Here is a 26235-nt window from a genome sequence, read left to right as displayed (position 1 = left end):
TTTCGTTTCTCGATCGTATGTTTTCGCTGGTCATCCGCCACAGACGGCGATATCGAATACCTTCTCCACCGCGTCGAATGCCACTTGACTGTTGGGCAGTTGGTTCGTGCTCACCACAACCGCGGTCCCGTCGGCGGCGACGCCGGTGCGGACTTCGAAGCCGGGGATACTGCCGCCGTGCCCCCAGACCTCCTTGCCGCACGGCGCCAGGCGACGGATCAACCCCAATCCGTATCCCTCGCCGGGTCCGCGGTCGAATGGGACGGTCCGCTGCATCTGCGCGAATTGCGCCGCGGGCAAAAGCCTTCCGCTCAACAATGCGATGAAGAATCGATTCAGGTCCGATCCGTTCGAGATCATCGCGCCTGCCGTCCCCGCCCACGAGGTATTCAGGTCGGTGAAATCTATTCGCTTACCATCGATTTCGTGATAGCCGGACGGATGTGGGTCGCGGATTCCGGTGTCGCCGTCGGCCGGGAAGTACGTCGCTCGCAAATCGAGTGGTTCGATGATCCTGCGGGTGATCTCCGCGGCGGGCGGCTGGCCGGTGACGCGTTCGATGAGCATGCCGAGCAGGATGTAATTGGTGTTGGTGTAGACCGATTTCGCGCCGGGTTCGAAATCCGGCGGCATCGTTATGGCCATGCGGACCAGGTCAGCGGGGGCGAACTGCTGGCGCCGGGTCGCATCCGAGATGGGGTCCAGCTGATTGCCCGTAGTCTCCATACCGCCCTCGACGCTGCCATGCCCCAGGTAGTCGGGCACACCGCTGGTGTGCTGGAGCAACTGCCGCACGGTGATCCGATTGCCGTCGTTCCCAGTGCCCTGCACCACACCTGGGAGATACCGTTCCACGGGTGCGTCGAGCTCGACCTTGCCTTCGGCCACCAATTGCAGAATCACCGTCGCCACGAATGTTTTGGTATTGCTGCCGATCCGCACCTGCGCGTTATCGGCGAACGGCGTGCCCGTTCGCAGGTCGCCAACGCCCGCGGTCAGCGTGCGATGCCCGCCCGGACCGTCGATTACCGCCTGCACGCCGGGCAAGCCGTTCTTGACCACCTGATCCATTGCGGCGGTCAACTCCTGGGACGGTGCCGAGGCGATGGGTGTCGTGCATGCCGCAGTGGTCAAGATCGCCATCATCGCGATTCCCGATAACGCGCTCATGCTGGAATGGCGCCGAAATACCTTCATGAGCGGTGATTTCCTCCAGTTCTAACGCGGGAGTCATCGATGCTCCCTTGCGATTCGAGCCTAGAAATCCGTACTGGTCACGCCCATGCCGCGCGCACCCGAATTCCGGGTAGAGCGCACTGGTGTCGGTTGGTGGTGCCAGCACTACCAACAACTCTGCTGATAGTCGGTGTGGTGATCTCGTGGGGCTGGATTCGACTCACTGGGCCGGGACTGCGGAACTGCGGCGATGGCGCATCCAGCCGCGGACACCGATGGCGAGCGGTACCAGGACGGTGAGAAACCCGGACACGGGCTCGAATACGAGGCCGAACGCGGTGAGAACGGCGATTGCAGTGAGGATCGGCGCTGGTACGTAGCCGTGGGTTCGCTCCGTGTCGATTACGGATCCAGCGCTTCCAGATCGGGGTCGTCGCCGCACTGTCTGGAGCCGACCCGCTGCTCACCGCCGCGATGCACCTGCCGCGGTATTGCCGGGCGCATCCCACCGAAGCCCGTGCGATGAAAATGTTCCGGCGCGAGGAACTGCTCGAAGTGGGCCCCGACGAGTTGCGCGCTGACATCGCCGCGGTCAACGACCGAATGAACGACGCGCTGCGAGCCGCCGTCGTGTCGGAGTTCGGCGACGCTGACGAGCATCGCATGGCGATCGCGGTGGCCGCCGTCAAGGCGATTCCCTATGGACTCGTCCGCGAGTACATCGCGGGTGCGGCCCCGATTCCGGACTGGGTCGACGACGTCATCGCCACCGCGACGGCCGCCGTTGTCCGCATCGTGGGGCAGGTAAACGGCGTATAGCATTCTCGCGCATCGGGATCGACGCTTCATGGCTGTTCCCGCAGGGCGGCTACCGGGCAGGAGTCGATGACTGTCCGGGCGACGGCGACGTGTTCGGCCGGACCCGAGGCGACCGCGATTAGACACCCGCCTGTCGAACCTGGGCCGACGGCTCGTTCTAGCGCTTGCCTCGCTCGGTATATAGCACTAGCTTATTAGTCGCATTATTGACTATTAAAGGATGCACCTAGGCACCGTGCCGCAGTCGAGGTGCGCCACGAAAGGTCCCCTATGGGTCACTACAAGAGCAACGTCCGCGACCTCGAGTTCAACATGTTCGAGGTCATGGGCCTGGATGCGATCCTTCGGTCCGGTAGCTTCGCGGGTTTGGACTCGGACACGGTCCGTTCCATGCTCGCCGAGGCCGCGCGGCAGGCCGAAGGTCCCGTCGCCGCGTCCTTCGCCGACGCCGACCGCAATCCGCCGATCTTCGATCCCGAAACGCATTCGGTCGCGTTACCGGACGACTTCAAGAAGTCGGTGCGCACCTGGCAGGACGCGGAGTGGTTCCTCCTCGGCCTGCCCGACGAACTGGGCGGCACTCCCGCGCCGTGGATGGTGACGTGGGCGGTCAACGAGCTGTTGCTCGGCGCGAATCCCGCTGTCTTCTTCTACATGCTGGGGCCCGTGATGGCCGATGTCCTGTTCCGGGTCGGCAATGACGAGCAGAAACGGTGGGCGAAGATCGCGATCGATCGACGTTGGGGCGCGACGATGGTGCTCACCGAGCCGGACGCGGGCTCCGACGTCGGGGCGGGCCGCACGAAGGCCGTGAAACAAGACGACGGCAGCTGGCACATCGAAGGCGTGAAGCGTTTCATCACCGGCGCCGAGTCCGATGACCTGGCGGAGAACATCTTCCACCTCGTTCTCGCACGCCCAGAGGGAGCAGGCCCTGGCACGAAAGGTTTGAGCCTCTTCTTCGTGCCGAAATTCCATTTCGACTCACACACCGGCGAACTCGGCGACCGCAATGGAGCGTTCGTCACCAATGTTGAGCACAAGATGGGCTTGAAAGCTTCGGCCACATGCGAACTCACCTTCGGCGGCCACGGCGTTCCGGCCCGGGGCTGGCTGGTCGGTGACAGCCATGACGGGATCGCCCAGATGTTCAAAGTGATCGAGAACGCGCGAATGTCGGTGGGTACGAAGGCAATCGCAACTCTGTCCACCGGCTACCTCAACGCGCTCGAGTACGCGAAGACCCGGGTGCAAGGCCCTGACTTGACCCAGATGGCGGACAAGGCCGCCCCGCGCGTAACCATCCTTCGCCATCCCGACGTGCGTCGCAGCCTGATGATGCAGAAGGCCTACGCCGAGGGGCTACGCGCTGTGTACATATACACGGCCGCACATCAAGACCCAGCCAGTGCCGAGCACGTGTCCGGTGCCGACGCCGACCTCGCTCGCCGGGTGAACGACCTACTGCTTCCAATCGTCAAGGGCGTCGGCTCCGAACGCGCCTACCAGCATCTGACCGATTCGCTGCAGACGTTCGGCGGCTCCGGCTTCCTGCAGGACTACCCGATCGAACAGTACATCCGCGACGCGAAGATCGACTCACTCTACGAGGGCACCACCGCCATCCAGGCGCTGGACTTCTTCTTCCGCAAGATCGCCCGCGACCAGGGCGTCGCCCTCACCCACCTGCAGAGCCAGATTTCGATCTTCCTCGAACGCTCGAACACAGCCACACTCCCGACCGATCTGCACGCTGCGCTGGCCACGGCACTCGCTGACCTACAGACGATGACACAAGCCTTGTTCGGCTATTTGATGGCCGCACAGGAACGGCCCAGCGAGCTGTACAAGATCGGACTTGCCTCGGTGCGGTTCTTGATGGCGTTCGGTGACCTCATGATCGGATGGCGGCTACTGGAGCAGGCCGAAATCGCGCTCGCCGCCCTCAGTGACCGACCGTCAAAGACGGATCGCGAGTTCTACGAGGGCAAAGTAGCCGTCGCCGACTTCTTCGCCAGGACTGTCCTGCCGGATCTGGCCTCCGCCAGACGATTCGTCACCTCTGTGACAACAACGCTGATGGAACTGCCTGACAGTGCGTTCTGAAACCACAGGAACCGACTTCGTCTGCTGAAATCGAACCCCTCGCTCGCCGCCCGGGCGGCGAACTGGCGCGATTTCCGGGGCGTTCAGTCGGTGGCCCATATCGGAACAAGTCCCGTCACGTTTGTTTCGTCGTTCCGACGCCATTGTCGCGGGTTTCGATAGCCTTGACGGTCTTGTCGAGGGCATGGCGCAGGACGCGTTTGCCGACGGTTCCGACCACGACGCCGAGGACCCGTCCCTTGAGGTTTTTGCCCTCTCGCACGATGACGACATCCACATCGGTCTTCCCGTCGGGCCGACGGTTGAAGGTGTAGGTGTGACCGGAATGGCCGCCCCATACGTTCGAGTCAGTGGTTGTCATGACGACACGGTCCGGGTTCGACCAGTCATAGTGCAGGCGTTCCCAGATGCCGCGTGATCCTTCCGTGACGTCGGCTTCACGGCGGCCCTTGTTGTGCACTTCGAGGTATTCGTCGGCGCTGTTGCCGAATACCTGCGAGCGGCCGGGTCCGAAGTCGGTGAGCGCGGCGACGAACTGCTCCGGTGTCGAGTTCGTCGTTTCCTTGAAGTGGATGGTGGACATTGCCTGTTCCTTCACGTTCGGATATTTGCTTCAAAGGTGACGGGCAGCGGTTCTGGGGCAGGCTCGTGTCGCTCCCGTCGGCATCGACGGCACCGGTGGACAACCAGGAAGTGAGAGCGATCCGAGCGAGGCCTCATCGAGTGTGTGCGCATCCACGAGTGCGCTGGTACCGGCTCCTAGCAGCGTCGACTCTAGACAGTGCCGACCGTATGACCGCCCTATACCTGCGTCCCTATTGACGAAGCATGAGCTGCGGACGTATGTCGGCGCAAGAGCGCAATTGTGATCTTTTCCTCCGGCGGTGGACTCGAAGATGTTTTGGATTTCCCTGCCAGGGCGGCCGCGATCACCGAAGCACTTGTCGGCGCGGGCACGCACGTGCGCCGGTTATCGGCCGGTCCGGTCCGAGGGGGGCCCGCCGGATTCCCTGTCTGATCGCTGCGTTGCGGCCCGAACGCCGGACGGTTTTCGGCGCTCGGGCGAGCGCGTTTCCGCGACGGAACTTGCTGTTGAGTTCTGCTGGCCGGTGTCGCTGCGAAGTGCTCGGAGGCGCTGCCTGCGGGCCAATCGGAGACCCCACACGCTCAGCGAACCGGCGAGACTCATGTAGACGGCGTAGACGACTACGACCAGCAGTGAGCCGTAGTCGCGTGACCAACTCCTTACCAGCAGGAGCCCGGCGAACCCGGCGCCGATCAACACGATGCCCAGAACCAGTGCGGGCGCTCCGAGTGCGAGGATATCGTCGGACTCGTGCTCGGTATTCGGCGAGGGAAGCTTTTCGGCGCTGTTCGTCGCCGGCTGGGCATAGATGGCCGGTGTATCCGATCGCCGCGATAGTGATTCCTTCAGATTGAGCGCAATCAATTCTTTCTCCTGGATGGGCACCGCCCTGCTGTGCGGTTCGCTCGAGATCGACGCCAGAAGAGTAGATCGGCACACAGGTCGCGCCATTGTTGCGCGAGTACGAATTCTTACCGCACGTTTGTCACTAGAAAGAGCGCTACGCCGGGTCCCGGCGCAATGCCGCGCCCCCGTACCACTGGCACACCAACAACGCCATCTCGACCTCGAGCCGATCGTCGTCTATCGGTCGGCCCCGCCGCGCAATCGCTCGCGCCACCCGATACCTCACGGAATTGAAGTGCAGATTCATTTCCGCGGCCGCGGCCTTGTAGCTCGATCCGGTGCGCAGGAACACCCGCAAGGTCTCCCGCAGCCGCTCGTCATTGTCGCTGTCGCAGGCCAGATCGCCGAGCACCTCGCTGACCCAGTCCCGCGCTTCGGCCATGTCACCACCCAGCAGCGCCGCGGCCGACAACCCCGGATCGGTCGCGGAGAAGACCATCGGATCGTCCGCGCCGCGGGCGAGCGCGACCGCACGCGCAGCCTGAGCGTGCCGATGTGATCTGCGGAAGCCCTCGATTCCGGCGCCGGGTGTGCCGATCGCGAAGCAGGGAGCCTCGGTCCGGTCGCGTGCGAACCTGCGTACTGCGCCGACCGGGTCGGCGGGCAACGATCGGAAGGGCAACCAGGCCCATGCGCTGACCTGATCGACGGCGGCGAACAGCGGGCCCGCCGACGTCTTCGCCGCTTCGGCCAACTCCCGCACGAACCGCTGCATCCGGCGCAGTTCGTCACCGTCGGTGCTCAGCTCCGGATACCACAGCACCAGCGCGAGGTGATGCCAGCGCAGCGGATAGCGGATCGACTCGGTCGCCGCGTCGACGTCGATGACGCTCGTCTCGGTGAGCACTTCACGAACCTGGAGTGCGCGGATGCTGTTCTGATTCTCCAACCACTGTTCCCGCTCGCCTTGGTAGGCGGCGACGACCTGCCGGGTGATCCAGTCGATGTAATTGAACAGCGTCGTAGTGATGGCCTGTAGGACGTCGAGCCGCTGCGGCGCCGCGATGTCAGTGGCGCGCACTTCCGCGAATACCAGTTCGCTCATCCGTCGCTGCCCCACCCAATAGGCGCGAATCAACGCATTGAGCGAAACTCCATGCTGGGCCAGGCGTTTGGCGTACTCGGTCGCCGCCGTCGGCGCCCGGACACGCGTGACCGGAATATCGTGGCGTAGCGCATGCAACAGTGTCTCGACATTTGCTTCCACGCTCGACCCGAGCAGTTCCCGCGAAGGCGTGTCCTCGCGCAGTTCGGCTATCTCTTCCTCGAGTTTGCGACAGATGGTCGCGCCGATTTCCGTCACCCGCTCGTTCATCCGGGCGGCGACGCCCGCGACGTAGTGGCCGAGCTCGACTTCGCTATCGCGACGAAAAATCGTCACACGATTATTGTAGGTACCGCGCTGCGACGGCACGGAAATAATGTTCGCCGACGGCGCGGACACGATTGTTTCCGGCGTGCTGGCAAAGTCCGCAAGGTGCCCGGCGGCTATCGGGTGGGCGGACGCTTCGGCCAGTCTGCACTCCCACTGGACCACCAACGGGGCGCTACTTGTCGACGACAACGATCAGGTGCTCGACCAGGTCGCGGTGGCGATCCCCCGGACTTTCCAGCGAGCAGTCGTTGCGACGGAGACCGCACGCATTCGGCGGCCATGTATGACATCCGCTCGCGAACACGAGTTGCTGACCGCCGCGCCGACCCTGGCGATCGATAGTGCATCGGAGCCCGAATCGGCGGCTCAGATTTGGCGTGCGGTCCAACCGCGGGGGCGGTTCAGATGTCCGACAAGGCCGATCGGGCGACGCTACGGCAACTGCAGCAGCGTCGGCGCACCGGAGGGGTTCGAATTCAGTAGCCAGCTGCCGTTGATTGCACGACGACACACCGGGGTCGCGGCTGGAACCGTGGATGTCGAGCCCGAATCCGGCCGAACCTCGGTGTGGACGGGCGCACCACGATCACGTCTACGAAAGGGCGCCCCATGTCCGGAAAGTCCCGTGTCGATTTCTGGTTCGACCCTTTGTGCCCGTGGAGCTGGATCACCTCCCGCTGGCTTGTCGAGGCGCGGCAGGTACGGGAGTTCGAGCTGTCGTTCCACGTGATGAGCCTGGTGATCCTCAACGAGGGTGATCTGCCGCATCAGCTCGACGACCCGGAGATGATGAAGAAGGTGTGGGCGCCGGTGCGGGTGGCGGCCGCCGCCGAGTTCGCTGCGGGCCCGGAGATTCTCGGGCCGCTCTACACCGCGATGGGCTCGCGGATCCACCACTCCGGCAACACGGGCTTCCACGATGTCGTGGCACGCGACTTCGACGCGCTGATCGCGCAGTCGCTGCACGAGGTCGGGCTGCCGAGCGAACTGGCCGCCGCGGCGAGGTCCGATGAGTACGACGAGGCGTTGCGCACGAGTACCAGCGCGGGCATGGATGTGCCCGGCGCCGGGATCGGCACCCCAACCATCCACATCGACGGGGCCGCGTTCTTCGGGCCGGTATTCGGCCGGATTCCCCGCGGCGAGTGGGCCGGTGAGCTGTGGGACGCGGCGGTGACCTTCGCGTCCTATCCGCACTTCTGGGAACTCAAGCGCGACCGCGGTGACCTGGAGCCGCAGTTCGACTGATCACCACACATCAACCCGGTTTTACACCGCACCGAGAGGGGATTTCTCATGTCCGACAAGACTCATGTCGACTTCTTCTTCGATCCGTTCTGCCCGTGGGCGTGGATCACGTCCCGCTGGATCGTCGAGGCCCAGCGGGTTCGTGAGTTCGATGTGTCGTTTCACGTGATGAGCCTGGCGATCCTGAACGACGGCGATCTGCCGCCCCAGTTGAACGACCCACGAATGCTGCGGAAGGTGTGGGCCCCGGTGCGGGTGGCGGCCGCCGCCGAGCAGACCGCGGGCCCGCAGGTTCTCGGGCCGCTCTACACCGCGATGGGCTCGCGAATCCACAACGGGGACAACAGGAGTTTCGGCGACCTGCTGACGAAGGACTTCGACCAGATCGTCGAAGAGTCGCTGCGCGAGGTAGGGCTGCCGGGCGAGCTGGCCGCGGCGGCGACCTCGCCGGAATACGACACCGCATTGCGTCGGAGCACCGCCGAGGGCACGAGCGTTGCCGGTGCCATTGCCGGGACGCCGACCATGCACATCGACGGAGTCGCGTTCTTCGGACCGGTGCTGTCGCGGATCCCGCGCGGCGAGCAGGCGGGCAGGCTTTGGGATGCCGCAACGGCCTTCGCGTCCTACCCCGATTTCTGGGAGCTCAAGCGTGCCCAGCCTGCGGATCTGCGGCCCGAGGTCGACTGACGATGTCGGATGCGCTGGCAGGCACCGGGCCACTGCGGCCCGGCGAACTCGCCCACGCCGCGGTGATGGCCGCGGTCTGCAGTGCCATCGCGGTCAGTGCCGTCGCTCTGCCGTTCGCGGCCGGGCTGGCGGTGCTGGCCACGGTGCCGATGGCGCTGCTGGCCTACCGTCACAGGCTCCGTGTCCTGGGCGCTGCCGCGGTCGCGGGTGCGCTGGTGTCGTTTCTTGCCGTGGGCCTCGGCGGCCCATGCGTGATCGCGCTGAGCGTCTACATCGGCGGCCTGATCGGACTGCTGAAGCGTCATGACGCGAACGGTCCGGTCGTGCTCGTCGGCGCGCTGGCCGCGGGCACGGTGTTCGCCACATGCCTGCTGGCGCTGCTGACGGTGCTGTCGCAGCTGCGCCAGCTGATCTTCGACCTCGTCACCGTCACCTGCCACGGCCTCGCGGCCCTCGTCGGCGCCCTGCCCGTCGGCGCGCCGGTTGGCCGGGGGTTGCGCGGCCTCGCCGCGACGCTGATCGGCCACTGGCCGGTGTTCATCGCCGCGGTGTCGATCCTGGCGATCGCCGCGGGCACCATGATCGGCTGGTGGGCGGTCCGGCGCATCTTCGCGCGGCTGGGCGGTGTGCCCGACGTGCACCAGCTCGACCGGGCGGTCGATGATCGCCCGGTCGCGCCCATACCCGCCGTACTGCGGGAGACATCCTTTCGCTATCCCGGCACCGATCGCGACGCGGTCGGCCCCCTGAACCTGAGCGTCGAGGCCGGTGAACACTTGGCCGTCATCGGCGCCAACGGGTCCGGCAAAACCACGCTCATGCTGCTCCTGGCGGGACGCACTCCGACTTCGGGCACCCTGGTCCGGCCCGGGTCGGTGGGGCTGGGCAACGTCGGCGGCACCGCGGTGGTCCTGCAGCACCCCGAAACCCAGGTACTGGGCATGCGGGTGGCCGACGACGTGGTCTGGGGTCTGCCGCCCGGGACTGCTACCGATGTCGACGGGGTCCTCGCCGAGGTGGGGCTGGCCGGTCTCGGTGAGCACGACACCGATGGACTCTCCGGCGGCCAGCTGCAACGGCTCGCCGTCGCCGCCGCGCTGGCACGCGAGCCGCGGCTGTTGATCGCCGACGAGATCACCAGCATGGTCGACCAGACCGGCCGCGAGACGCTGCTGCGGGCGTTGGCGGGGCTGACGCGGCACCGCGACATGGCGCTGGTCCACATCACCCACTACGCCAGCGAGGCCGTCACCGCCGACCGCATCCTCGACCTCACCGGCGCCGACGACAACCTCGACATGGTGCCCACCGCTCCCGCGCCCACCCGGAAGCCGAGCCACCAACCCGCACACCGGTTACTCGAGCTGACCGGAGTCGGGTACCGGTATGCGAGCGGTACGCCCTGGGCGTCAACGGCGTTGGAAGGTATCGACCTCGTCATCGGTGAGGGCGATGGGGTGCTGATCCACGGGCTCAACGGATCGGGAAAGTCGACGCTCGCGTGGATCATGGCCGGACTGCTCGTTCCGACCGCCGGGCAGTGCCTGCTCGACGGCCGTCCGGTCGCAGAGCAGGTCGGGGCGGTGGCCATCGCGTTCCAGGCCGCCAGACTCCAGCTGCTGCGGGGCCGCGTCGACGCCGAGATCGCCGACGCGGCCGGATTCGACCACCAGGACCGCCGCCGCGTGGACGACGCCCTGGCCGCCGTCGGCCTCGAGCCGGGCCTCGCGAGCAGGCGCATCGACCAGCTCAGCGGCGGGCAGATGCGCCGCGTCGCCCTCGCCGGTCTCCTGGCGCGCAACCCCCGCGCGCTCATCCTCGACGAACCATTGGCCGGACTCGACGCTGCCAGCGCCCGTGGACTCCTGGAGCTACTGTCCGGCCTGCGCCGCAGCCGAGGGCTCACGGTGATCGTCATCTCGCACGACTTCTCCGGTCTGGAGGAGCTGTGCCCACGCACGCTGCATTTGTGCAACGGCACTCTGGCGCCGGAGCCGACCAGCACCGGAGGTATCTCATGAGCAGACCGAAGACCAGCTCCCCAGCACGTCCGCTGGTGCTCATGCGGCCAGTGCCCGGCAGAACACCTGTACACGCACTGTGGGCAGGCACCAAGCTGATCACCGTCATGCTATTGGCGGCGCTGCTCACGTTCTTCCCGGGATGGCCCTCGATCACACTGGTCGCGGTCTTCGTGCTCGCTACTGCCCGACTGGCCGGAGTACCCCGGGGCGCAGTGCCGTCGATGCCGCGCACGCTGTGGATCATGCTGGCCGCCGGGGCGGTGGTGACCGCGGCCTCGGGTGGTGCCCCGACGCTGGGCTGGGGATCGGTCCGCCTCGGCGTCGGCGGCCTGCTGGACTATCTGCAACTGATCCTGCTCGCCGTCGTGCTGCTGGGAGTGTGTGCCCTGGTGTCGTGGACTACCAACGCCGCCGAGGTGGCGCCCGCGGTGTCGACGCTGGGCAGACCGCTTCGGGCGCTGCGGCTGCCGGTCGACGACTGGGCCGCGACCATCGCCCTGGCGCTGCGGGCGTTCCCGATGCTGAGCCGGGAGTTCCGCGTGCTCTCCGCCGCGCGCCGGTTACGTCCCCGCCCCGCCACCACCACTCGGCGCGACGGGCTGGCGCGGCGGTCCACCGACCTCATCGATCTGCTCACCGCCGCGATGACCGCGGCATTGCGCCGCGCCGACGAGATGGGTGACGCGATTACCGCACGCGGTGGCTCCGGCCAGCTCGCCGCCCTCCCCGCACGGCCGCGGACAGCCGACGCCCTCGCGTTGGCGGTGGTCTTCGCGGTATGCGGTCTGTCGATCTACCTCGAAACGGGCACCTCCCTGGCCGTCGGCAGCTAACCCGCCACACCTTGTGCGCGGCCGACGGCGCCTGCGTCACAAGCGCCCGGGCCAGGACGCGAGACAATCGAACTGAACTCACACCACCCGAAAGAGGACGAGCACCCCATGGTCAGCGTGGACGATTACGCCGTGCGGCATCCGCAGGTGACCGACGCCGTCATCGTGATGGCGCTGCTCGGCGCCGCGGTCCTCGGGGTGTACATGGTCGGGCCCGGCGAACCTCGCACCGGCGATCCCTGGCCCGGCGTGGTGGTGACCGGGCTGGCCTGTCTGGCGGCGTTCGGCGCACGCGAACACCCACGCATCACCGTCGTGGCGGCCACCGCCTGCACCCTTGCCGCGGGCGGCCTCGGCTACCTGTTGACCCCGCTGCTACTGGCACCGGTGATGGTCGCGCTGTACTGGCTCGCGGTCACCACCTCCTCCCGGGCGACCTGGGCCTATGGCGGCACCGCCACCGTGCTGGTCGTCGGCGTCGCCGTCGGGACCGACCTCGACGCGATGCTGGCCCTGCGCGCCGTCGGACCCGCACTATGGCTGATACTGCCCCTGGCCTTGGGCAGCCGGACACGGCTACGCCACGCATACCTCGACGCCGTCCACGCCCGCGCCGAACACGCCGAACGCGCCCGCGACGAAGAAGCCCGGCTGCGCGTCACCGAAGAACGCATACGCATCGCCCGCGATCTCCACGACATCGTCGCCCACCACATGGCGGTCGCCAACGCCCAGGCCGGTACCGCCGCCCACCTCCTCGCCTCCCAGCCCGCGCTCACCAGGCAAATCCTCACCGAACTGCAAACCACCACCGCCACCGCCATGCTCGAACTCCGCGACACTGTCGGTGTCCTTCGCCGCAGCACCACCGATACCGACACCGTCGAGCCCGTCCCTGGACTGGCCCAGCTTCCCGGCCTGCTGCAGACCTGCCGATCCGCGGGCCTGGCAGTCGACCTGCACGTCGAAGGCCAACCCCGCGAGCTGCCACCCGGAATCGACCTGACCGCCTACCGCATCATCCAAGAAGCCCTCACCAACGCCACCAAACACGCTGCATCGGCGGCCGCTACCCTGCACGTGCGCTACGGCACCACCGACCTCACCATCACCGTTAGCAACGCCACCCACGAAGGCCACCGCAGCCACCCCGGCTACGGCATCATCGGGATGCGAGAACGTGCCAACACCGTCGGCGGCGAGCTACGCGTCACCGACAAAGCCGCCGACTTCGAAGTCGCCGCAATCCTCCCGCTGTCCAACCACCCCGTGCACACTCCGCAGGCGGCCCAATGACCATCCGAGTCCTGCTTGCCGACGATCAGGCCCTGCTGCGCGGCACCTTCCAGATGCTCATCGACTCCTGCGACGACCTCGAGGTCGTCGCCCAAGCCGCTGACGGCGCCCAAGCCATCGACCTCGCCCGGACACATCGCCCCGACATCGTCATCATGGACATACGGATGCCCGGAACCGACGGGCTGACCGCCACCGAAACCATCTGCGCCGACCCCCACCTGACCGACACCCGCGTACTGATCCTCACCACCTTCGAAAACGACGAACACGTCGCCCGCGCCCTGCGCGCCGGTGCCAGCGGCTTCCTCGGCAAATACGTCACCACCGACACCCTGCTCGACGCCATCCGCACCATCGCCGCCGGTGACAGCCTGCTCTCACCGGGCGCAACCAAGGCCCTCATCACCCAATTCCTCGCCACCCCAGCACCGCACACGGCACCCACCACCCCGGGAATCGACGACCTCACCAACCGCGAACGCGAAGTCACCCGCCTAGCCGCAGCCGGGAAATCCAACCACGAAATCGCCGGCGAACTCCACCTCAGTGTGCTCACCGTCCGCACCCACATCCAGCGAGCCATGACCAAACTCGACGCCCGCGACCGAGCCCAACTAGTCGTTCTCGCATACCGCAACGGCCTGGCCACCCCGCAACCCGGCACCACCTGAAATCCACGACCACAGCTCGGGTTCCGTCGCAGACTCGACCACCGCCGGTCCGACCGTCTGGGGCGCGGTGAGCTGCTCCGCGACGCCGGACCGGTCACGGCAGATGACCCGGCCCCGGCCCCGTCACCATCGGATGGATATCGGCCTCCGCACTCGGAACTTCGCCTCTGGCACCGCTCTTCGCACACAGTTCGGATTGCCGCGACGAGTTCGAGTACCGAGGTTTGTCTATATATGTAGCCCCTTCTCGGGGCCGTTCCGGTCGTCCGGCCTGAGCTGATACATCGAAGGAGATCACCCTCATGGTGAGTATTGCGAATAAGGCAGTCCTGGTCACCGGCAGTAACCGAGGCATCGGTCAGGCTTTGGTCGAAGAAGCCCTCAACCGGGGCGCCAAACGGGTGTATGCCGCGGCACGTGTGCCGTTGGCCCACCCCGATACACGGGTTACACCCCTGACTCTGGATGTGACCGACAGGCAACAAATCCAGAACGCCGTCGCAGATATCGAGGCTCTCGATATTTTGATCAACAACGCTGGCGTGGCAATTTACGACGAGTTGAGCGATCGGTCGATACTCGAACAGCACCTCGCCGTCAATGTTTTCGGCACATTCGATGTGACCAATGCTTTCCTGCCATTGTTGGCCAGTTCCAAAGGGGCCGTCGTCAACAACTTGTCGATGAACGCGCTCGTCCCCATGCAGATCATTCCGTCCTATTCGGTTTCGAAGGCGGCTGGGTTCTCGATGACGCAGTCACTGCGAGCGCTGGTGGCCAGGCAGGGCGTAGCGGTACATGCGGTCCTGACCGGCATCGTCGATACCGATATGAGTCGGGATCTCGACATTCCCAAGGCGTCTCCGGAATCAGTCGCGCGAGCTGTTTTCGACGGGCTGGAAAAAGACGAGGAAGAGATCTTCCCCGATGTGGTTTCGGAGACCTTGGCCGAGGGCTGGCGCAATGGAGCGCTGAAGTCGCTCGAGCGTCAGAACGCGACTATGACCGACCAATTTCGGGCCCAGCAATCAGCCTAGGGAAGGTGAGCCGATCATGGTGAACTACATGAGCACGAAAGCTTTGGTTATCGGTGCTGGTAGCGGTGTCGGCCACGCCACCGTCAGCGCCCTCACCGCCGCCGGAGTCCCTGTTGTCGCCTCCGGTAGCGAGCGCGATGCCACTGACCCCGGACACGTCGCTGCCCTCCTCACCGAGGCCGATCCGGACCTCATTGTCGTCACCGCGGGCACACGCCCGCAGATGGCCCCGATCGAGGAACAGAGCTGGGAGTCGTTTTCGAAGCCATGGAACGTCGACGTCAAGATCGCCTTCGAGGTCGGCCGCGCCGCGCTGGCACGCCCCCTGCGTCCGAATTCGACCGTGCTGATCGTATCGAGCGGCGCCGGGCTCGACGGCTCTCCGCTCTCGGGCGGCTACGCCGGTGCCAAGCGGACGCAGATGTTCCTCGCCGAGTACTTCCAGCGCGCCGCTGACGCGCGCGGACTTTCGATCCGGTTCCTCGCCCTGGCACCGCGTCAGTTCCTTGTCGGTACCGCGATCGGGGATGCGGCGGCCGTCGCCTACAGCGCCGGGACCGGCTTGTCGGTCGAGGACTTTATGAAGAAGCGCTTTCCGGCGCCGCTCGACGCAGCCGACGTCGCGAGCGCCATTGTCTCGATCGTCTCTGGCAAAGAGCATCGGAAAGAAACACTGCTGGGCGTCACCGGTAATGGCCTCGAAGTGGTTTGAACTCGCACGCTACCTCGACGGAGGCCGCCGTGGCTCGGATACCCCGGTGACATGGCGGCCTCCACGGTGCATGCGCGCACGAATAGGTCTCGCCTCACGGCCGCGTGCCGCGCGGATCAGCTGATGGTGCCGCGGTGAATACCTCGGGGAGCCCGAACGTCGCGATCAGATCGGCGTCGATGAAGGCGTTGATTCGTGCGATGCGCCCACCGATCAGCGACAGCACCTGCAGACCGTACGCGCGAAACGCTCCATCCTCGGCACGCAGATACACCGCGACCGCAGGCGCACCGTTGGCTCGCGTCGCTGTCATGCGCCATTGGTCCGGGGTATGCAGGACGGCGTCGGCAAGGAATTCGCACACGGCATCGCGGCCGGTGAACCACGTTGGAATGGGGGGCATCTCGAGTTCGACGTCGGTTCGAAGCAGCTCGGCGAGTGCGGTGACATCCGCATGTTCGAAGGCCGACATGTACCGGTCCAGCAGATTCCGCAACTCGGGTTCGTCGGGCTCGGTCAGCTCGTCCTGGATGGGCCCGATGTGTGACAGCTGTGTTCGGGCTCGTTGTAGCGCACTGTTGACTGCCGTGACGGAGGTATCCAGCACGTCGGCAACCTCTTTGGCATTCCAACCGAGGACATCGCGCAGGATCAGCACAGCCCGCTGTCGGGCGGACAGATGCTGCAGGGCCGCGACGAATGCCAGCCGCACTCCGTGGCGGCGCGACACTACCGTCGCGGGGTCGCCGGTAGATCCGCTCAGCAGACTGTCGGGGGCGGGCTGCAGCCAGTTGATCTCCGGATCTGCCGGGCCGAGTGTGACTCCGGCGTGGTCGGCCGGTGCGTTCAGTCCCGAAGGCAGTGGGCGGCGTTTCTGCCCCTTGAGCGCGTTCAAGCATGTTGTGGTCGCGATCTTGTAAAGCCACACTCGCACCGACGATCGGCCTTCGAACCGGTTGTAATAACGCCATGCGCGCAGGTAGGTCTCTTGAACAAGGTCTTCGGATTCGTGAATGGACCCGAGCATGCGATAACAGTGCGCCAGCAATTCGGGGCGATAACTCTCGATAAGTTGCGCGAAATCCGCGGGACCGGGAACAGGCATCGTCACGCCACCGATCCGAGGCCGTGACGCCGAAAGGTGTCGACATCCCAGGTGCGGCTGAAGCCTTCGAGCGCCAGCGTCCGTCCTCGTCGCGAGGCGGATGGAGTTTCGAGTTCTGTCGTCATGTGATCTCCCGAGCCCGGCCCTAGCCGTGTTGATCTTTGGCATCTCATCGAGTTCCCCGCTCAGTCGGACTGCCGATCGAGTGGCACACCACGATTCGGTTGTGGCGTCCTAATAGAGACAACTGGGCCGGTGTGAATTCATCGCAAAACTGAATCCCGTCCGGGAAACGTCGCCGCGGCTGCGCACGCTTCATCCGCAGCCCTGATCCTCGCACTCAGTCCTGGGCCGCTGGCCGCTTCGGCAGCAGGAACACGACAATGCCCGCGATGACAGCGATGACGAACGTGCCGAAGGACGCGACGGCAAAAGCGTGCCCGGCGGCGGCAACTGTGCCGACTGCCTCGGGATGAAACGAGCTGAAGTAGACCGCCCCGATGATGGCAACACCAAGCGCCCCGCCACACTGCTGGGCCGTCGACAACGCGCCTGACGCGATACCGGCCGACTCCGGCCTGACGCGGCTGAGCACCGTGTTGAGCGCTGGCGTGATGACCAGTCCGCCACCGACACTCTGCAGAATGAGGGTGGGGATCACGAGCAGCGGAGTGATCCGCGGGCCGGACACCAGTAGCAGACCGGTCGCCAGGTAACCGCTCGCCAATATGACCGCCCCGACCTCGAGGACACGTCGTCCATATTTCGGGATGATCCGGCTCGCCACCATGCTGAACACGAAGAATGCGGTGGCTGCCGGTGTATAGACCAGACCCGCACCGAGCGCCGACATTTCGAGACCTTGCTGCATCGTTACCGACAAGGCCAGGTAATACGAGTAGATCAGCGCGTACAGGGCCAGCACGAGGATGATCCCGAGCGAAAACGAGCGCTGTCCGAACAGCGTCAGCGGTACCAGCGGGTCCCCGCCCCGCCGTTCCAGACTCCGCTCGATCGCGACGAAAAGGCCGAACGCGACCGCGCTGCCCGCGAAGCAAGCCCAGATCCACCATGGCCAGCCTGCCTGCTGCCCCTGGATCAGCGGCAGCACCAGAAGGAAGAGGGCCGCGCTGAGCACCAGGACGCCGGGCAAGTCCAGCTTGCGGGTGGCGGCTGAGCGCGTCGGCGGCACGTATCGCACGGCGAGCAGGAGCATGGCGATTCCGATCGGCACGTTCACCCAGAACACCAGGCGCCAGCCGGAATCGAACAGATCGGCGCCGATCAGCAGTCCGCCGATGACCTGTCCGCCGATGGTGGCCGTACCCATGACGATGCCGAGCACGCCGTAGACGGTGTGCCGCTTCGCCGCGGGCACCAGCACCGTGACGTACGCGAACACCTGAGGAACCATCAGGGCGGCGCCTAGGCCCTGGACGACACGCGCGGCGATCAGGCTGCCCGCGTTCGGTGACAGCGCGCAAGCGACCGATGACAGCGTGAACAGTGCCACCCCGAGCAGGAAAATCCGCTTGCCACCGTACAGGTCGGCCAGGCGCGTAGCGGTAATGATGAAGACCGCGTAACTCAGCTGATAGCCCGCAAGCACCCACTGCACATCGCTGGCGGAGGCATGTAGGTCCGCGACGATCGAGGGGTCGGCGACCACGACGATGAACGAGTCGAGCACCGCCATGAACAGGGCGGTCAAAACGACCGACATTGTCATCCACGGAATGCCATCGGCTTCCGCGGTGACTACCGGCTGATCAGCTGATCGAATATTTGCCACGATTAAGAGACCTCTTTATTCGTCGCCAGCTTCTTCACCACCTCGGCCGCCATAACGGCCTGACCCGATGTCGAGAAGTGGATCCGATCCGCACTGAGCAGGTCGGCGCGGTTGTTGATCGGGTGATCCCACATGTCCACCACGATGGCGTCGTACTCGGCGGCCAGCCCGCGCACGATCTCGTTGACCGCGGAAATCCGCTCCGCCCAGTCAGGGAAAACCGGGACCACATACGCCCTGCCGAGGGTGAAAGTGGTCAGCATCGCGCCGGTCCCCTTGGCCAGGTCGTACATCTGCCGAAGCGTTCGCTCTATCGCGTCGAAGTCCGGCTTACGCCGCACGATGTCGTTGGCACCGCATGGCACGTGCAGCAGGTCCGGTGCGAACTCGACCATGCGGGCCGCCTGGTTCTCGAGCGTCTGGGCGGTGGTTGCCCCGATCTCGGAGGTATTGAGGTAGGCCAGATCCGGCCGGACCGAACGCAAGATCCCAGCAACCCGGTCAGACCAGCCCTGATCCCGGTAGCCCGGAGTGGGATCGCCGGTTCCCGCCGAAAGGCTGTCGCCGATAACGGCATACCTGCCCCACGGTGCCCCGGTCAGCAATGCCACGGCATCCGCCTGGTCCAGGCAGAACGGGTCGGTCACCTCGGTGAAGACGTGTTGGTTCACAGAGAAGACAATACGGTCGGCCGTATGTTTTCTCAAGGCTGTGTGGTTTCGTCCACGATCCAGGCGGCGATCTGAGCCCGTGAGTTGAATCCGAGCTTGGTCAGGATGTGTTCGACGTGGCCTTGGGCAGTGCGTTGCGAGATCACCAATTTGGCGGCGATCTGTCTGTTGCTGAGTCCCTGGGCTATCAGGTCGGCGACCTGTCGCTCACGCTTGGTCAGTTTCGCGGACGCGCGCGCTGCCTCGGCGTGCTTCTCCCCGAGCGCATACGCCACAGCGGCATCCATCTCGAGTTCCCGACCTTGCCGAAAGGCCGCGTCGAATCTGCGGGTGCCGAGGGTATGGCGCGTCGTCCGCTCACATTCCGCATGAAAGCGCGACATGTTCCGCAGGACCGCCCGCACGCTGCTGCCTCCCAGCCAGTTTCCCTGGGCCGCCCCAAGCAGCACGGCCGCGCGGTCGGCGTCGCCCCGGTCGGCGGCAGTCCAGGCCAGCGCATCCAGCGTGAACGCGGTGAACACCGGACTATTCGACCGACGGTTGACTCGCAATGCCTCCTCGAGCAACCGTTGGGCACGTCCTCGCTCGCCTTGCAGCCATGCGGCGACGCCCAAACCGCGCAACGCGGCCGAACGATAGATCAGTTCACCCTGCGCTTCGGTGATGGACAGCACTCGACGGTAGTGCTCGGTCGCCGGGGTCATCTGGCCGCGCAGTTCATATGACCACGCGAGGATGGTCAGAGCGCTGATGTAGAGCTCGCCCGTCTGGTTCGAGCTGAGCATCGCGACAGCGCGTTCGAGGGCGGAGGATGCGTCGGCCGCCGCGCCGCCAGCGAGTGCGACGATGCCGGATGCGTAGGCGAGCTGTCCCTGGATGGCGGGGGTGGGTTCTTGTGCGGCGAGGACGCGCCCCTCTTCCAAAAGGGTTGCGGCAGCCTGGAAATCGCCCTGCGGCGCGGCAACCTCGCAGGCGGCGCGTAGCCCACTGATGCGGTCGGGTATGGATTGCGCGCCCGGGTGAGCGAGAACGCGGTCGATCCAGGTTCGGCCTTCCCCGTACAGACCGCGAAGGCTCCAGAATTGGTGTAGCGCAGCGGCGGTGCGCAGCCCGGCTGCCGCGGCCTCGTCGGTGCCCTCGGAAAGGCAGGTTTCGAGCGCGTCACGCACGTTGGGTAGCTCGCGTTCGAGGCGGGCGATCCAGTATGGCTGCCGGTCGCTGATCCATCCGGCTTCGGCGTCCAGCACCAATTGTTGGTACCAATCGCGATGCCGTCGACGCATCTCGGCGGCCTCGCCGGAGTCCCGCAATCTTTGCCGACCGTAGTCACTCAGCGTCTCGAGCATTCGGAAACGCACGGCGGTGTGCGATTCCTCCCGGATCAGAATCGACTTGTCCACCAGTGCGGACAGCACGTCGAGCGGCCTGTGCGGCGCCAGGCCGACGCCACATATCTGTTCGACGGCGTCGAGTTCGCAGCTCCCGGCGAATACCGATAACCGGGCCCACAGCAGCTGCTCGGCCGGAGTACACAACTCGTAACTCCAGTCGACACACCACTGCAGCGCCTGCTGCCGGGTCGGCGCGGTACGACTGCCACGGGTGAGCAGCGTGAACCGATCATCGAGACGTTGCAGGATCTGCTGCGGTGACATCATGCGCATCCGGGCCGCGGCCAACTCGATCGCCAGCGGCAATCCATCGAGCCGCGCACAAATCCGGGTGACGGCGGACATGTTGTCCTTGTCGAGTGCGAAACCCGGCACGGCCGCCGCCGCACGGTCGGCGAACAGCGTCACCGCGTCGAAACGGGGCAGCCCAGGCAACGTCGGCTCCCGATCCTGATCCGGGACCGTCAGCGGCGACACCCGCAGCACCGCCTCCCCGGCGATATTCAAGGGTTCTCGGCTGGTGGCCAGCATCCGCAGGCGCGGGCATGTCCGCAGCAATGCCTCGGTCAACTTCGCCGCGGCTTCCACCATGTGCTCGCAGTTGTCCAGTACGAGCAGGGTTTCCCGCGGGGCCAGAAATTTGATCACAACCTCGAGCAACGGACTCGGCGCCGCGTCCCGCACACCAAGAGCGGCGGCCACGACATCGACCAATAGCGCGACATCGGAGACCTCGGCCAGTTCGACCAACCACACCCCATCGGCGAAATCCCGCTGCGCCTGCGACGCGGCCCGCAGCGCCAGCCGCGTCTTGCCCACACCCCCGATACCCGTCAACGTGACCAGCCGGGACACCGAAAGAAGCTTCTTCACCTCCGACAATTCAGTGCGCCGACCGACGAAACTGGTCAGCTCGAGCGGCAGACTGCCGCCACTGTTGCGGCTCATCGCGAATTCCACCACCGCCGACACATCGTCGGGGATACCGCCATCCCGGAGGTCGAGCACCGGCTGGGTGGTGATCCGCAATGTCTCCGAACACCAGGCAACATGCACTCACCTTTCGCCAATGCCCAGCGTATCGCCGACGAGTCCGGAGGGTCTCGAACGCGAACGGACCCGTAAATGCCTTCCATTTCGACGCACCATCGATTAATGTGTCGTTATATAGCGGTACGTTAATTGACGGAAAGATAGTTCGATGGAGATCGCAACGAAGTTCTGGACAGTGCGTCGCGTGGTGGTCGCGACGCTGATCAGCATCGCGCTGGTGCTGCTGACGATCGCATCGCCGCACCTTTTCGAGGCCTCGGCCGGACCTCGGGATTCGCACAGCCCCGGCGGCGGCCACGGCGGCTACGGAGCGGGATCGCGCCCCAACAGCAGCGACCACAGTCAGCGCAACAGCGGCTACGGCAGCGGAGTGCGCTCCAACAGCGACGGCCACGATCAGTACCGAGGCCGCACCGAGAACCCCTGTCAGTACACCCCGACCGGGACGTGCGGCGCGCGCTGACGACAAGGTCGACCCGCCTGCCGCCACCGGCACGATCGGCCGACGCCCTGAGCTGAACCTCGACCACGCCCCTTCTCCCACAAGGCCTTTCACCCGATCGCCGAATGGAGCCATCTGGCTCACGGTCATTTATCATTTGATGACCGGCCGCGGCCAGTGCCGGACTCGGTCCGGCACTCTGGCGAGGTGCGGCACAGTGTGGTCGGGAGGGAGTCTGGTGGTTGGCGAGTACACGCCGGTGGTCGAGGCGCGGCTCGCCACGATGCGGGCAGAGCATGAGGCGTTGGTTCGGTCGCGGGGATGGTCGCTGCGGGAGCTGTTCAGCACTCCCGACTGCGACATCGTCGACTTCTGTCAGGGTTTCGCGCCGAATCGGTTCGGGGCGTTGGCATGTGCGGAGGTGGAACAATTCTGCCGCGGGTACGGGATCTGGTTGGACGCCGGAGGCGCGCACTACAACAGCATGACTCCGTATCTGCATCCGCATGCCGTCACCGCCGAGCGGATGACGATTATCGGGATCTATAACGCGATCCTGTTCTGGCTCAACGATACTGTCGGCCGCGAGAAGTTCGCCCACCTGACGGATACCGAAAAACAGCGGGCCCGCGCGACGGTGGCAGACCTCTGCCGACTTCTCGATACCCGTTGCGCCGCAACCAATCCCACTCCGGTGGAGGCTGCGACCGGGAAGTTCCTCGAGCGGGTGGCGGCCTGGGCGGACCCGGACTGGCTGCAACGGTTCCTCGATTCGACCATCGACCATCTGCGTCCGGCCATCCGGGATCAGAACGCCCGCGCCCGCGGCGAGTTGCTCGCCGTAGCGGACTACATCGACCTGCGCGCGCAGGTGTCGGGCATGTATCCGGCGATCGCGCTGTGCGAGTTCGGCCGCGACGAATATCTGCCTTGGGATCGAATTCGCGCCGTCGGGCTCGACGCCGACCTGCGGCAGCTGCGGCGCTCGACCGTGGAGATCGGAGCGCTGATGAACGACATGTTCTCCTTCGAAAAGGAATGCATCCACGACCGCGCCGATTTCAACCTGATCCCCGTCTGCCTGCTGAACAACCCGGGTGCCACCCTCGCCGACGCTGTGCACGATGCCGCACGACTCGTGCGCGACCGCCTGACCGAATTCCGCAGCATTCGAGCCAGGATCGAGAGCCAGTGCGAGAAGGTCACCGACAGCTCCGTCGCCGATTCGGTATCGGCCCATATCGAGGACCTGCTCGGCTGCGTGCAGGCCACCTGGGTATGGCAGAACACAACCCTCAGATATAAGGGGGCATCGATCTTCGACGAGAACCGTCTTTCGTGAATATTGCCCGACCCGGAAATTTCCACACGAAACGGTCTGCACGGTCTATCGTTCGGTTGGACGCAACGCCGCTCTCGGTCAGGGGTATGTCGAGCGGCGCAAGGTATCGAAGGGCTGTGGTGGACGACTCCCAGTGTGCGGCACTGGCTCGAGCCTGGTGGCAAACGCTTGCCGCCGCCGATGGCATGCGTATGCCCGATGACTTCGGAGACCAACAGTTATCCGGACTGATCCATGACCTTTCCGCAGCCATCGAGGCCGACCCCTTCGACGTGACCGTGGGCAGCCGAGTCGGGGCGGCGCTATCGGCTGCCCGCTTGGCCGAGGATCTGGTGCCGACGGTGTCGGCGCAGGTGTTGTATCGGCTGGCCGACTACTCCGATCGGCCCGACGCCCGACAGCGCCTCGCCGGACTGCTGGCCGCTCTCGGACAAGGTCATCAGGCACACCGCGATGAGTCTCGCGCACAGCAGTATTCAACCGAGCAGGACGAACAGGATACGAGATATCGCATCCTGTTCGACAATACGGCCGTCGCGATCGCCATCGGCGACACCAATGGCACACTGCTGGAAGCCAATCGGGGTCTGGCCGACATGATCGGCGTACCGGTCGAGGCGCTGCGCGGGATCTCGGTGTACGACTTCGCCCATCCCGACGACCGAGACGATATCCGTGCCCTGCTCTACGAACAGCTGGTCCCTACCGGGGCGGGCACGGTCCGACTCGAGCGTCGACTGGTACGTGCCGACGGCAGCGTCGGGTGGATGTCATTCGCCATCTCCTATGTCAAAGGAAACGACGGAAAGCCGGACTACCTGCTGGCCATCGGAGCCGACAGCACCGAAGAACACCGGCTCCAACAGGAACTTCGCAAACAGGCCCGACATGACCCGCTCACCGGCCTGCCGAACCGACGCTACCTACTCGAGCGGATCGAGGGACTCATCGCGACCGCCGACGAAAGCGACCGGGCCGGGCTATGTTTCGCGGATCTCGATCACTTCAAATATGTCAACGACCGCTTCGGCCACGGAACCGGCGATAAAGTCCTGGTCGCGGTGGCCACCCGCTTGCACGACAAACTGTCTGGCTACGACTGCCTCATTTCCCGGCTCGGCGGCGACGAGTTCGTCGTCCTGATCCCGCCCCCGGCCACCGCTGACCAGATAACCGCGATCGCGGACCGACTATTGTCGGTATTCCCCGAGCCCATCACCATCGATGGCCAGCAACTGCGAGTAGCGGCCAGCATCGGTGCGGTGATCACACCGATCGCCGGAGCCAATGCCGAATCCCTGCTCGACGCCGCCGACGCCAGCCTCTACTACGCGAAAACCAACGAAAAGGGGCACTGGGTCCTGCACACCCTGCAAGCCCCGACCTGAGGTCAGAGCTTGATGGCAAGGGTGGCGGGGAAAGACCGTGTTCACGCCCCCTCACGCAGGGGTGGTTTGCGCGAACCAGTTCATGGCTACTGCTAGGTGGATGCCGGTGCCGATGCGGCCATCGGCCGACTATCGGGGCTGGAGACTGGCCCGCGGGAAATGCAGTTCGGTCACCTCGGCCGACTGTGACGGCAAGCGGAAGGAACCAGACAGATGCTGATGCTCACCCCTAGCGCCATCGAGGCAGTTCGCACCATCACCTCGGCAGAGGGCATACCGACGGATGCCGGGCTGCGGATCTCCACCACGGATGGCGCCCAGACCATGTCGCTGGCGATAACCGCGGGACCGGCCGAGCAGGACCAGGTCTTGACCGCGGAGGGGTCGCGGATCTTCCTGGACGAGCAGGCCGCGGCCTTCTTGGACGACAAGATCCTCGATACCGAACTGGACCCGAACGGCCAGGGCACCTTCGTTCTCGCCCAGCAGGACCAAGGCGGCACCGGGCAGTAGTCCGGATCGGACGCTAATCCTGCGGGAATCCCCAGCAGGGATAGTCGCGGCCCGCATCAACAAGCCCGACGCTTTGCGGTGTCCGACAGATGACGTGCGGCTTGTGGCGATAATCGACAACCAGGTGCCGAGTCGCAGCCTTTTCGCCGGTGAACGTCTGATGACATTGGGAACAATGGCAGACATTGTGCGCGCTCAGCGGCCACCAGGACCGGCAGCCCCCGCATTTCACCGTCTCCGGTGATCTCGTCTTCATGATCATTCACTCACTCGCGCACCCCGGACATGGTCCGCCATCAACACCTCGGTCGTACCCGTATCGGGCTCTGGCACACCTTCGATACATGGTCATCCCTGCGGCGTTGGTGTCGGCTCCCCCGGTCCACTGGTGATGATCTCGATCACCGCCGCGACCAGTCGGCCGTGGGGATCGCACAGGCGCGGCAGCGATCTACGATCGACCAGTAGTGAGCCGAGAGTGAGATCTACCAGTTCGGCGCCGACCTGCTCGGCGGAACTACGCCCTTCCGGCTCGAACCACGTCCACGCCCATTGTGCGGCACCGAAGATGAGCAGGCTCCGGATACTGGTATCGACAGCGCGGAACTCGCCCGCGGCAATGCCCGCATCGACCACGCTGTGCAGGATTCCGATATAACTCCTGCGCAGCTTGCGCCCCTCGGACTCCTCATCCTCCTGCGCCAGCCGCGCGACCTCACGCTGGAACGCGACGGTCCGATTTCGATCGTGCACCTGGTAGAGCATGGCCGCGTGCAATAGCCCGGCCAACTGCTCGGTCGGGGTAGCGAACTCCGCCACGATTCGCCGAGCCTCATCGATCCGGCGCCGCATATAGGAAACGTGCAGCGCTTCCAACAACCGCGCCTTCGTGCCGTAGTGGTGCACGATCAAGCCCTGTGAGATGCCCAGCTCGCTCGCTACACCGCTGAAACTGGTCCCGTCATAGCCCTTCTCGGCGACGTGGCGCGTGAATATATCGAGAATCGCGCCCGACTTGCCCGGTCCCGTCGCAGGCCCACTCACTGATCCCACCCC

At 65.3% G+C, this 26235-nt stretch carries 25 protein-coding genes; 14 read left to right on the top strand and 11 right to left on the bottom strand.

Annotated elements, in window-relative coordinates:
* Positions 1-30: 30 nt before the first annotated feature.
* Together NA5_RS19210 and NA5_RS42315 are read right to left on the bottom strand one after the other, a co-directional pair.
* On the bottom strand, positions 31-1083 hold the full coding sequence (locus tag NA5_RS19210) for a serine hydrolase domain-containing protein (protein ID WP_245672297.1): 1053 nt from the start codon (positions 1081-1083) through the stop codon (positions 31-33).
* Positions 1084-1396: 313 nt separating this feature from the next.
* Positions 1397-1618: a DUF6463 family protein gene (locus tag NA5_RS42315; protein ID WP_245672296.1), complete on the bottom strand. Its 222-nt coding sequence runs from the start codon at positions 1616-1618 to the stop codon at positions 1397-1399.
* An 80-nt stretch (positions 1619-1698) separates the two neighbouring features.
* Here NA5_RS42315 and NA5_RS19205 point away from each other — a divergent pair, with 80 nt between their 5' ends.
* Complete coding sequence (locus NA5_RS19205) at positions 1699-1995, top strand: hypothetical protein (protein ID WP_174555244.1); 297 nt, start codon at positions 1699-1701, stop codon at positions 1993-1995.
* A 270-nt stretch (positions 1996-2265) separates the two neighbouring features.
* Complete coding sequence (locus NA5_RS19200) at positions 2266-4101, top strand: acyl-CoA dehydrogenase (protein ID WP_062987928.1); 1836 nt, start codon at positions 2266-2268, stop codon at positions 4099-4101.
* 115 nt (positions 4102-4216) lie between these two features.
* On the opposite strand, the gene NA5_RS19195 is transcribed toward NA5_RS19200, so the two are convergent.
* The 3 genes from NA5_RS19195 to NA5_RS19185 all read right to left on the bottom strand — a co-directional run bounded on the left by NA5_RS19195 (position 4217) and on the right by NA5_RS19185 (position 6908).
* Positions 4217-4684 carry a hypothetical protein gene (locus NA5_RS19195; protein ID WP_062987926.1) on the bottom strand — a complete coding sequence of 156 codons (468 nt, stop codon included), beginning with the start codon at positions 4682-4684 and terminating at the stop codon, positions 4217-4219.
* A gap of 387 nt (positions 4685-5071) precedes the next feature.
* Positions 5072-5551 carry a hypothetical protein gene (locus NA5_RS19190; protein ID WP_157110508.1) on the bottom strand — a complete coding sequence of 160 codons (480 nt, stop codon included), beginning with the start codon at positions 5549-5551 and terminating at the stop codon, positions 5072-5074.
* Between the two features lie 136 nt (positions 5552-5687).
* Complete coding sequence (locus NA5_RS19185; protein WP_084484252.1) at positions 5688-6908, bottom strand: PucR family transcriptional regulator; 1221 nt, start codon at positions 6906-6908, stop codon at positions 5688-5690.
* A gap of 669 nt (positions 6909-7577) precedes the next feature.
* Between NA5_RS19185 and NA5_RS19175 the strand changes: the two genes are divergently transcribed.
* The 8 genes from NA5_RS19175 to NA5_RS19140 all read left to right on the top strand — a co-directional run bounded on the left by NA5_RS19175 (position 7578) and on the right by NA5_RS19140 (position 15482).
* Positions 7578-8216, top strand: coding sequence for a mycothiol-dependent nitroreductase Rv2466c family protein (locus NA5_RS19175; protein WP_062987921.1), 639 nt, complete (start codon positions 7578-7580; stop codon positions 8214-8216).
* Between the two features lie 48 nt (positions 8217-8264).
* Entirely contained in the window at positions 8265-8906 is a 642-nt protein-coding gene (locus NA5_RS19170) for a mycothiol-dependent nitroreductase Rv2466c family protein (RefSeq protein ID WP_062987919.1), read from the top strand.
* 2 nt (positions 8907-8908) lie between these two features.
* Entirely contained in the window at positions 8909-10927 is a 2019-nt protein-coding gene (locus tag NA5_RS19165) for an ABC transporter ATP-binding protein (RefSeq protein ID WP_062987917.1), read from the top strand.
* Entirely contained in the window at positions 10924-11763 is an 840-nt protein-coding gene (locus NA5_RS19160) for a CbiQ family ECF transporter T component (RefSeq protein ID WP_062987915.1), read from the top strand. Before NA5_RS19165 ends, NA5_RS19160 begins: the two co-directional genes overlap by 4 nt.
* A gap of 108 nt (positions 11764-11871) precedes the next feature.
* Positions 11872-13059 (top strand): sensor histidine kinase, encoded by a 1188-nt coding sequence (locus NA5_RS19155; protein ID WP_062987913.1) that lies wholly within the window; start codon positions 11872-11874, stop codon positions 13057-13059.
* Positions 13056-13733 carry a response regulator transcription factor gene (locus tag NA5_RS19150; protein ID WP_062987910.1) on the top strand — a complete coding sequence of 226 codons (678 nt, stop codon included), beginning with the start codon at positions 13056-13058 and terminating at the stop codon, positions 13731-13733. The genes NA5_RS19155 and NA5_RS19150 overlap by 4 nt, the downstream gene beginning before the upstream one ends.
* A 302-nt stretch (positions 13734-14035) precedes the next feature.
* Positions 14036-14770, top strand: coding sequence for an SDR family NAD(P)-dependent oxidoreductase (locus tag NA5_RS19145; RefSeq protein ID WP_084484247.1), 735 nt, complete (start codon positions 14036-14038; stop codon positions 14768-14770).
* A 28-nt stretch (positions 14771-14798) separates the two neighbouring features.
* Entirely contained in the window at positions 14799-15482 is a 684-nt protein-coding gene (locus NA5_RS19140; protein WP_157110507.1) for an SDR family oxidoreductase, read from the top strand.
* Between the two features lie 94 nt (positions 15483-15576).
* Here NA5_RS19140 and NA5_RS19135 read toward each other — a convergent pair whose 3' ends face one another.
* The 4 genes from NA5_RS19135 to NA5_RS19120 form a co-directional block, all read right to left on the bottom strand.
* Complete coding sequence (locus NA5_RS19135; protein WP_062987906.1) at positions 15577-16587, bottom strand: sigma-70 family RNA polymerase sigma factor; 1011 nt, start codon at positions 16585-16587, stop codon at positions 15577-15579.
* A gap of 340 nt (positions 16588-16927) precedes the next feature.
* Entirely contained in the window at positions 16928-18310 is a 1383-nt protein-coding gene (locus NA5_RS19130) for an MFS transporter (protein WP_218020122.1), read from the bottom strand.
* A gap of 71 nt (positions 18311-18381) precedes the next feature.
* Positions 18382-19050, bottom strand: coding sequence for an SGNH/GDSL hydrolase family protein (locus NA5_RS19125; protein ID WP_063813484.1), 669 nt, complete (start codon positions 19048-19050; stop codon positions 18382-18384).
* A 32-nt stretch (positions 19051-19082) separates the two neighbouring features.
* Entirely contained in the window at positions 19083-21497 is a 2415-nt protein-coding gene (locus tag NA5_RS19120; RefSeq protein ID WP_157110506.1) for a LuxR C-terminal-related transcriptional regulator, read from the bottom strand.
* Between the two features lie 145 nt (positions 21498-21642).
* Here NA5_RS19120 and NA5_RS19115 point away from each other — a divergent pair, with 145 nt between their 5' ends.
* From NA5_RS19115 to NA5_RS19100, 4 genes are all read left to right on the top strand, one after another.
* Positions 21643-21957 carry a hypothetical protein gene (locus NA5_RS19115; RefSeq protein WP_157110505.1) on the top strand — a complete coding sequence of 105 codons (315 nt, stop codon included), beginning with the start codon at positions 21643-21645 and terminating at the stop codon, positions 21955-21957.
* A 217-nt stretch (positions 21958-22174) separates the two neighbouring features.
* Positions 22175-23278, top strand: coding sequence for a terpene synthase family protein (locus tag NA5_RS19110; protein ID WP_245672294.1), 1104 nt, complete (start codon positions 22175-22177; stop codon positions 23276-23278).
* A 119-nt stretch (positions 23279-23397) separates the two neighbouring features.
* Positions 23398-24666, top strand: coding sequence for a sensor domain-containing diguanylate cyclase (locus NA5_RS19105; protein WP_245672293.1), 1269 nt, complete (start codon positions 23398-23400; stop codon positions 24664-24666).
* Positions 24667-24879: 213 nt separating this feature from the next.
* Positions 24880-25179, top strand: a complete 300-nt coding sequence (locus NA5_RS19100; protein WP_062987898.1) for a hypothetical protein — start codon at positions 24880-24882, stop codon at positions 25177-25179.
* A 13-nt stretch (positions 25180-25192) separates the two neighbouring features.
* Here the strand turns inward: NA5_RS19100 and NA5_RS43505 are convergent, their stop codons facing one another.
* Together NA5_RS43505 and NA5_RS19095 are read right to left on the bottom strand one after the other, a co-directional pair.
* Positions 25193-25435: an FDXHR family putative zinc-binding protein gene (locus NA5_RS43505; protein ID WP_443093740.1), complete on the bottom strand. Its 243-nt coding sequence runs from the start codon at positions 25433-25435 to the stop codon at positions 25193-25195.
* Between the two features lie 92 nt (positions 25436-25527).
* Positions 25528-26223 carry a TetR/AcrR family transcriptional regulator gene (locus NA5_RS19095; protein WP_062987896.1) on the bottom strand — a complete coding sequence of 232 codons (696 nt, stop codon included), beginning with the start codon at positions 26221-26223 and terminating at the stop codon, positions 25528-25530.
* Positions 26224-26235 lie beyond the last annotated feature (12 nt).

Source organism: Nocardia anaemiae NBRC 100462 (genome assembly GCF_001612725.1).
In the GTDB taxonomy this organism is placed as follows: domain Bacteria; phylum Actinomycetota; class Actinomycetes; order Mycobacteriales; family Mycobacteriaceae; genus Nocardia; species Nocardia anaemiae.
Note: the sequence above shows the minus strand (reverse complement) of the source record. Positions and strands in the feature narration are given on the sequence as shown.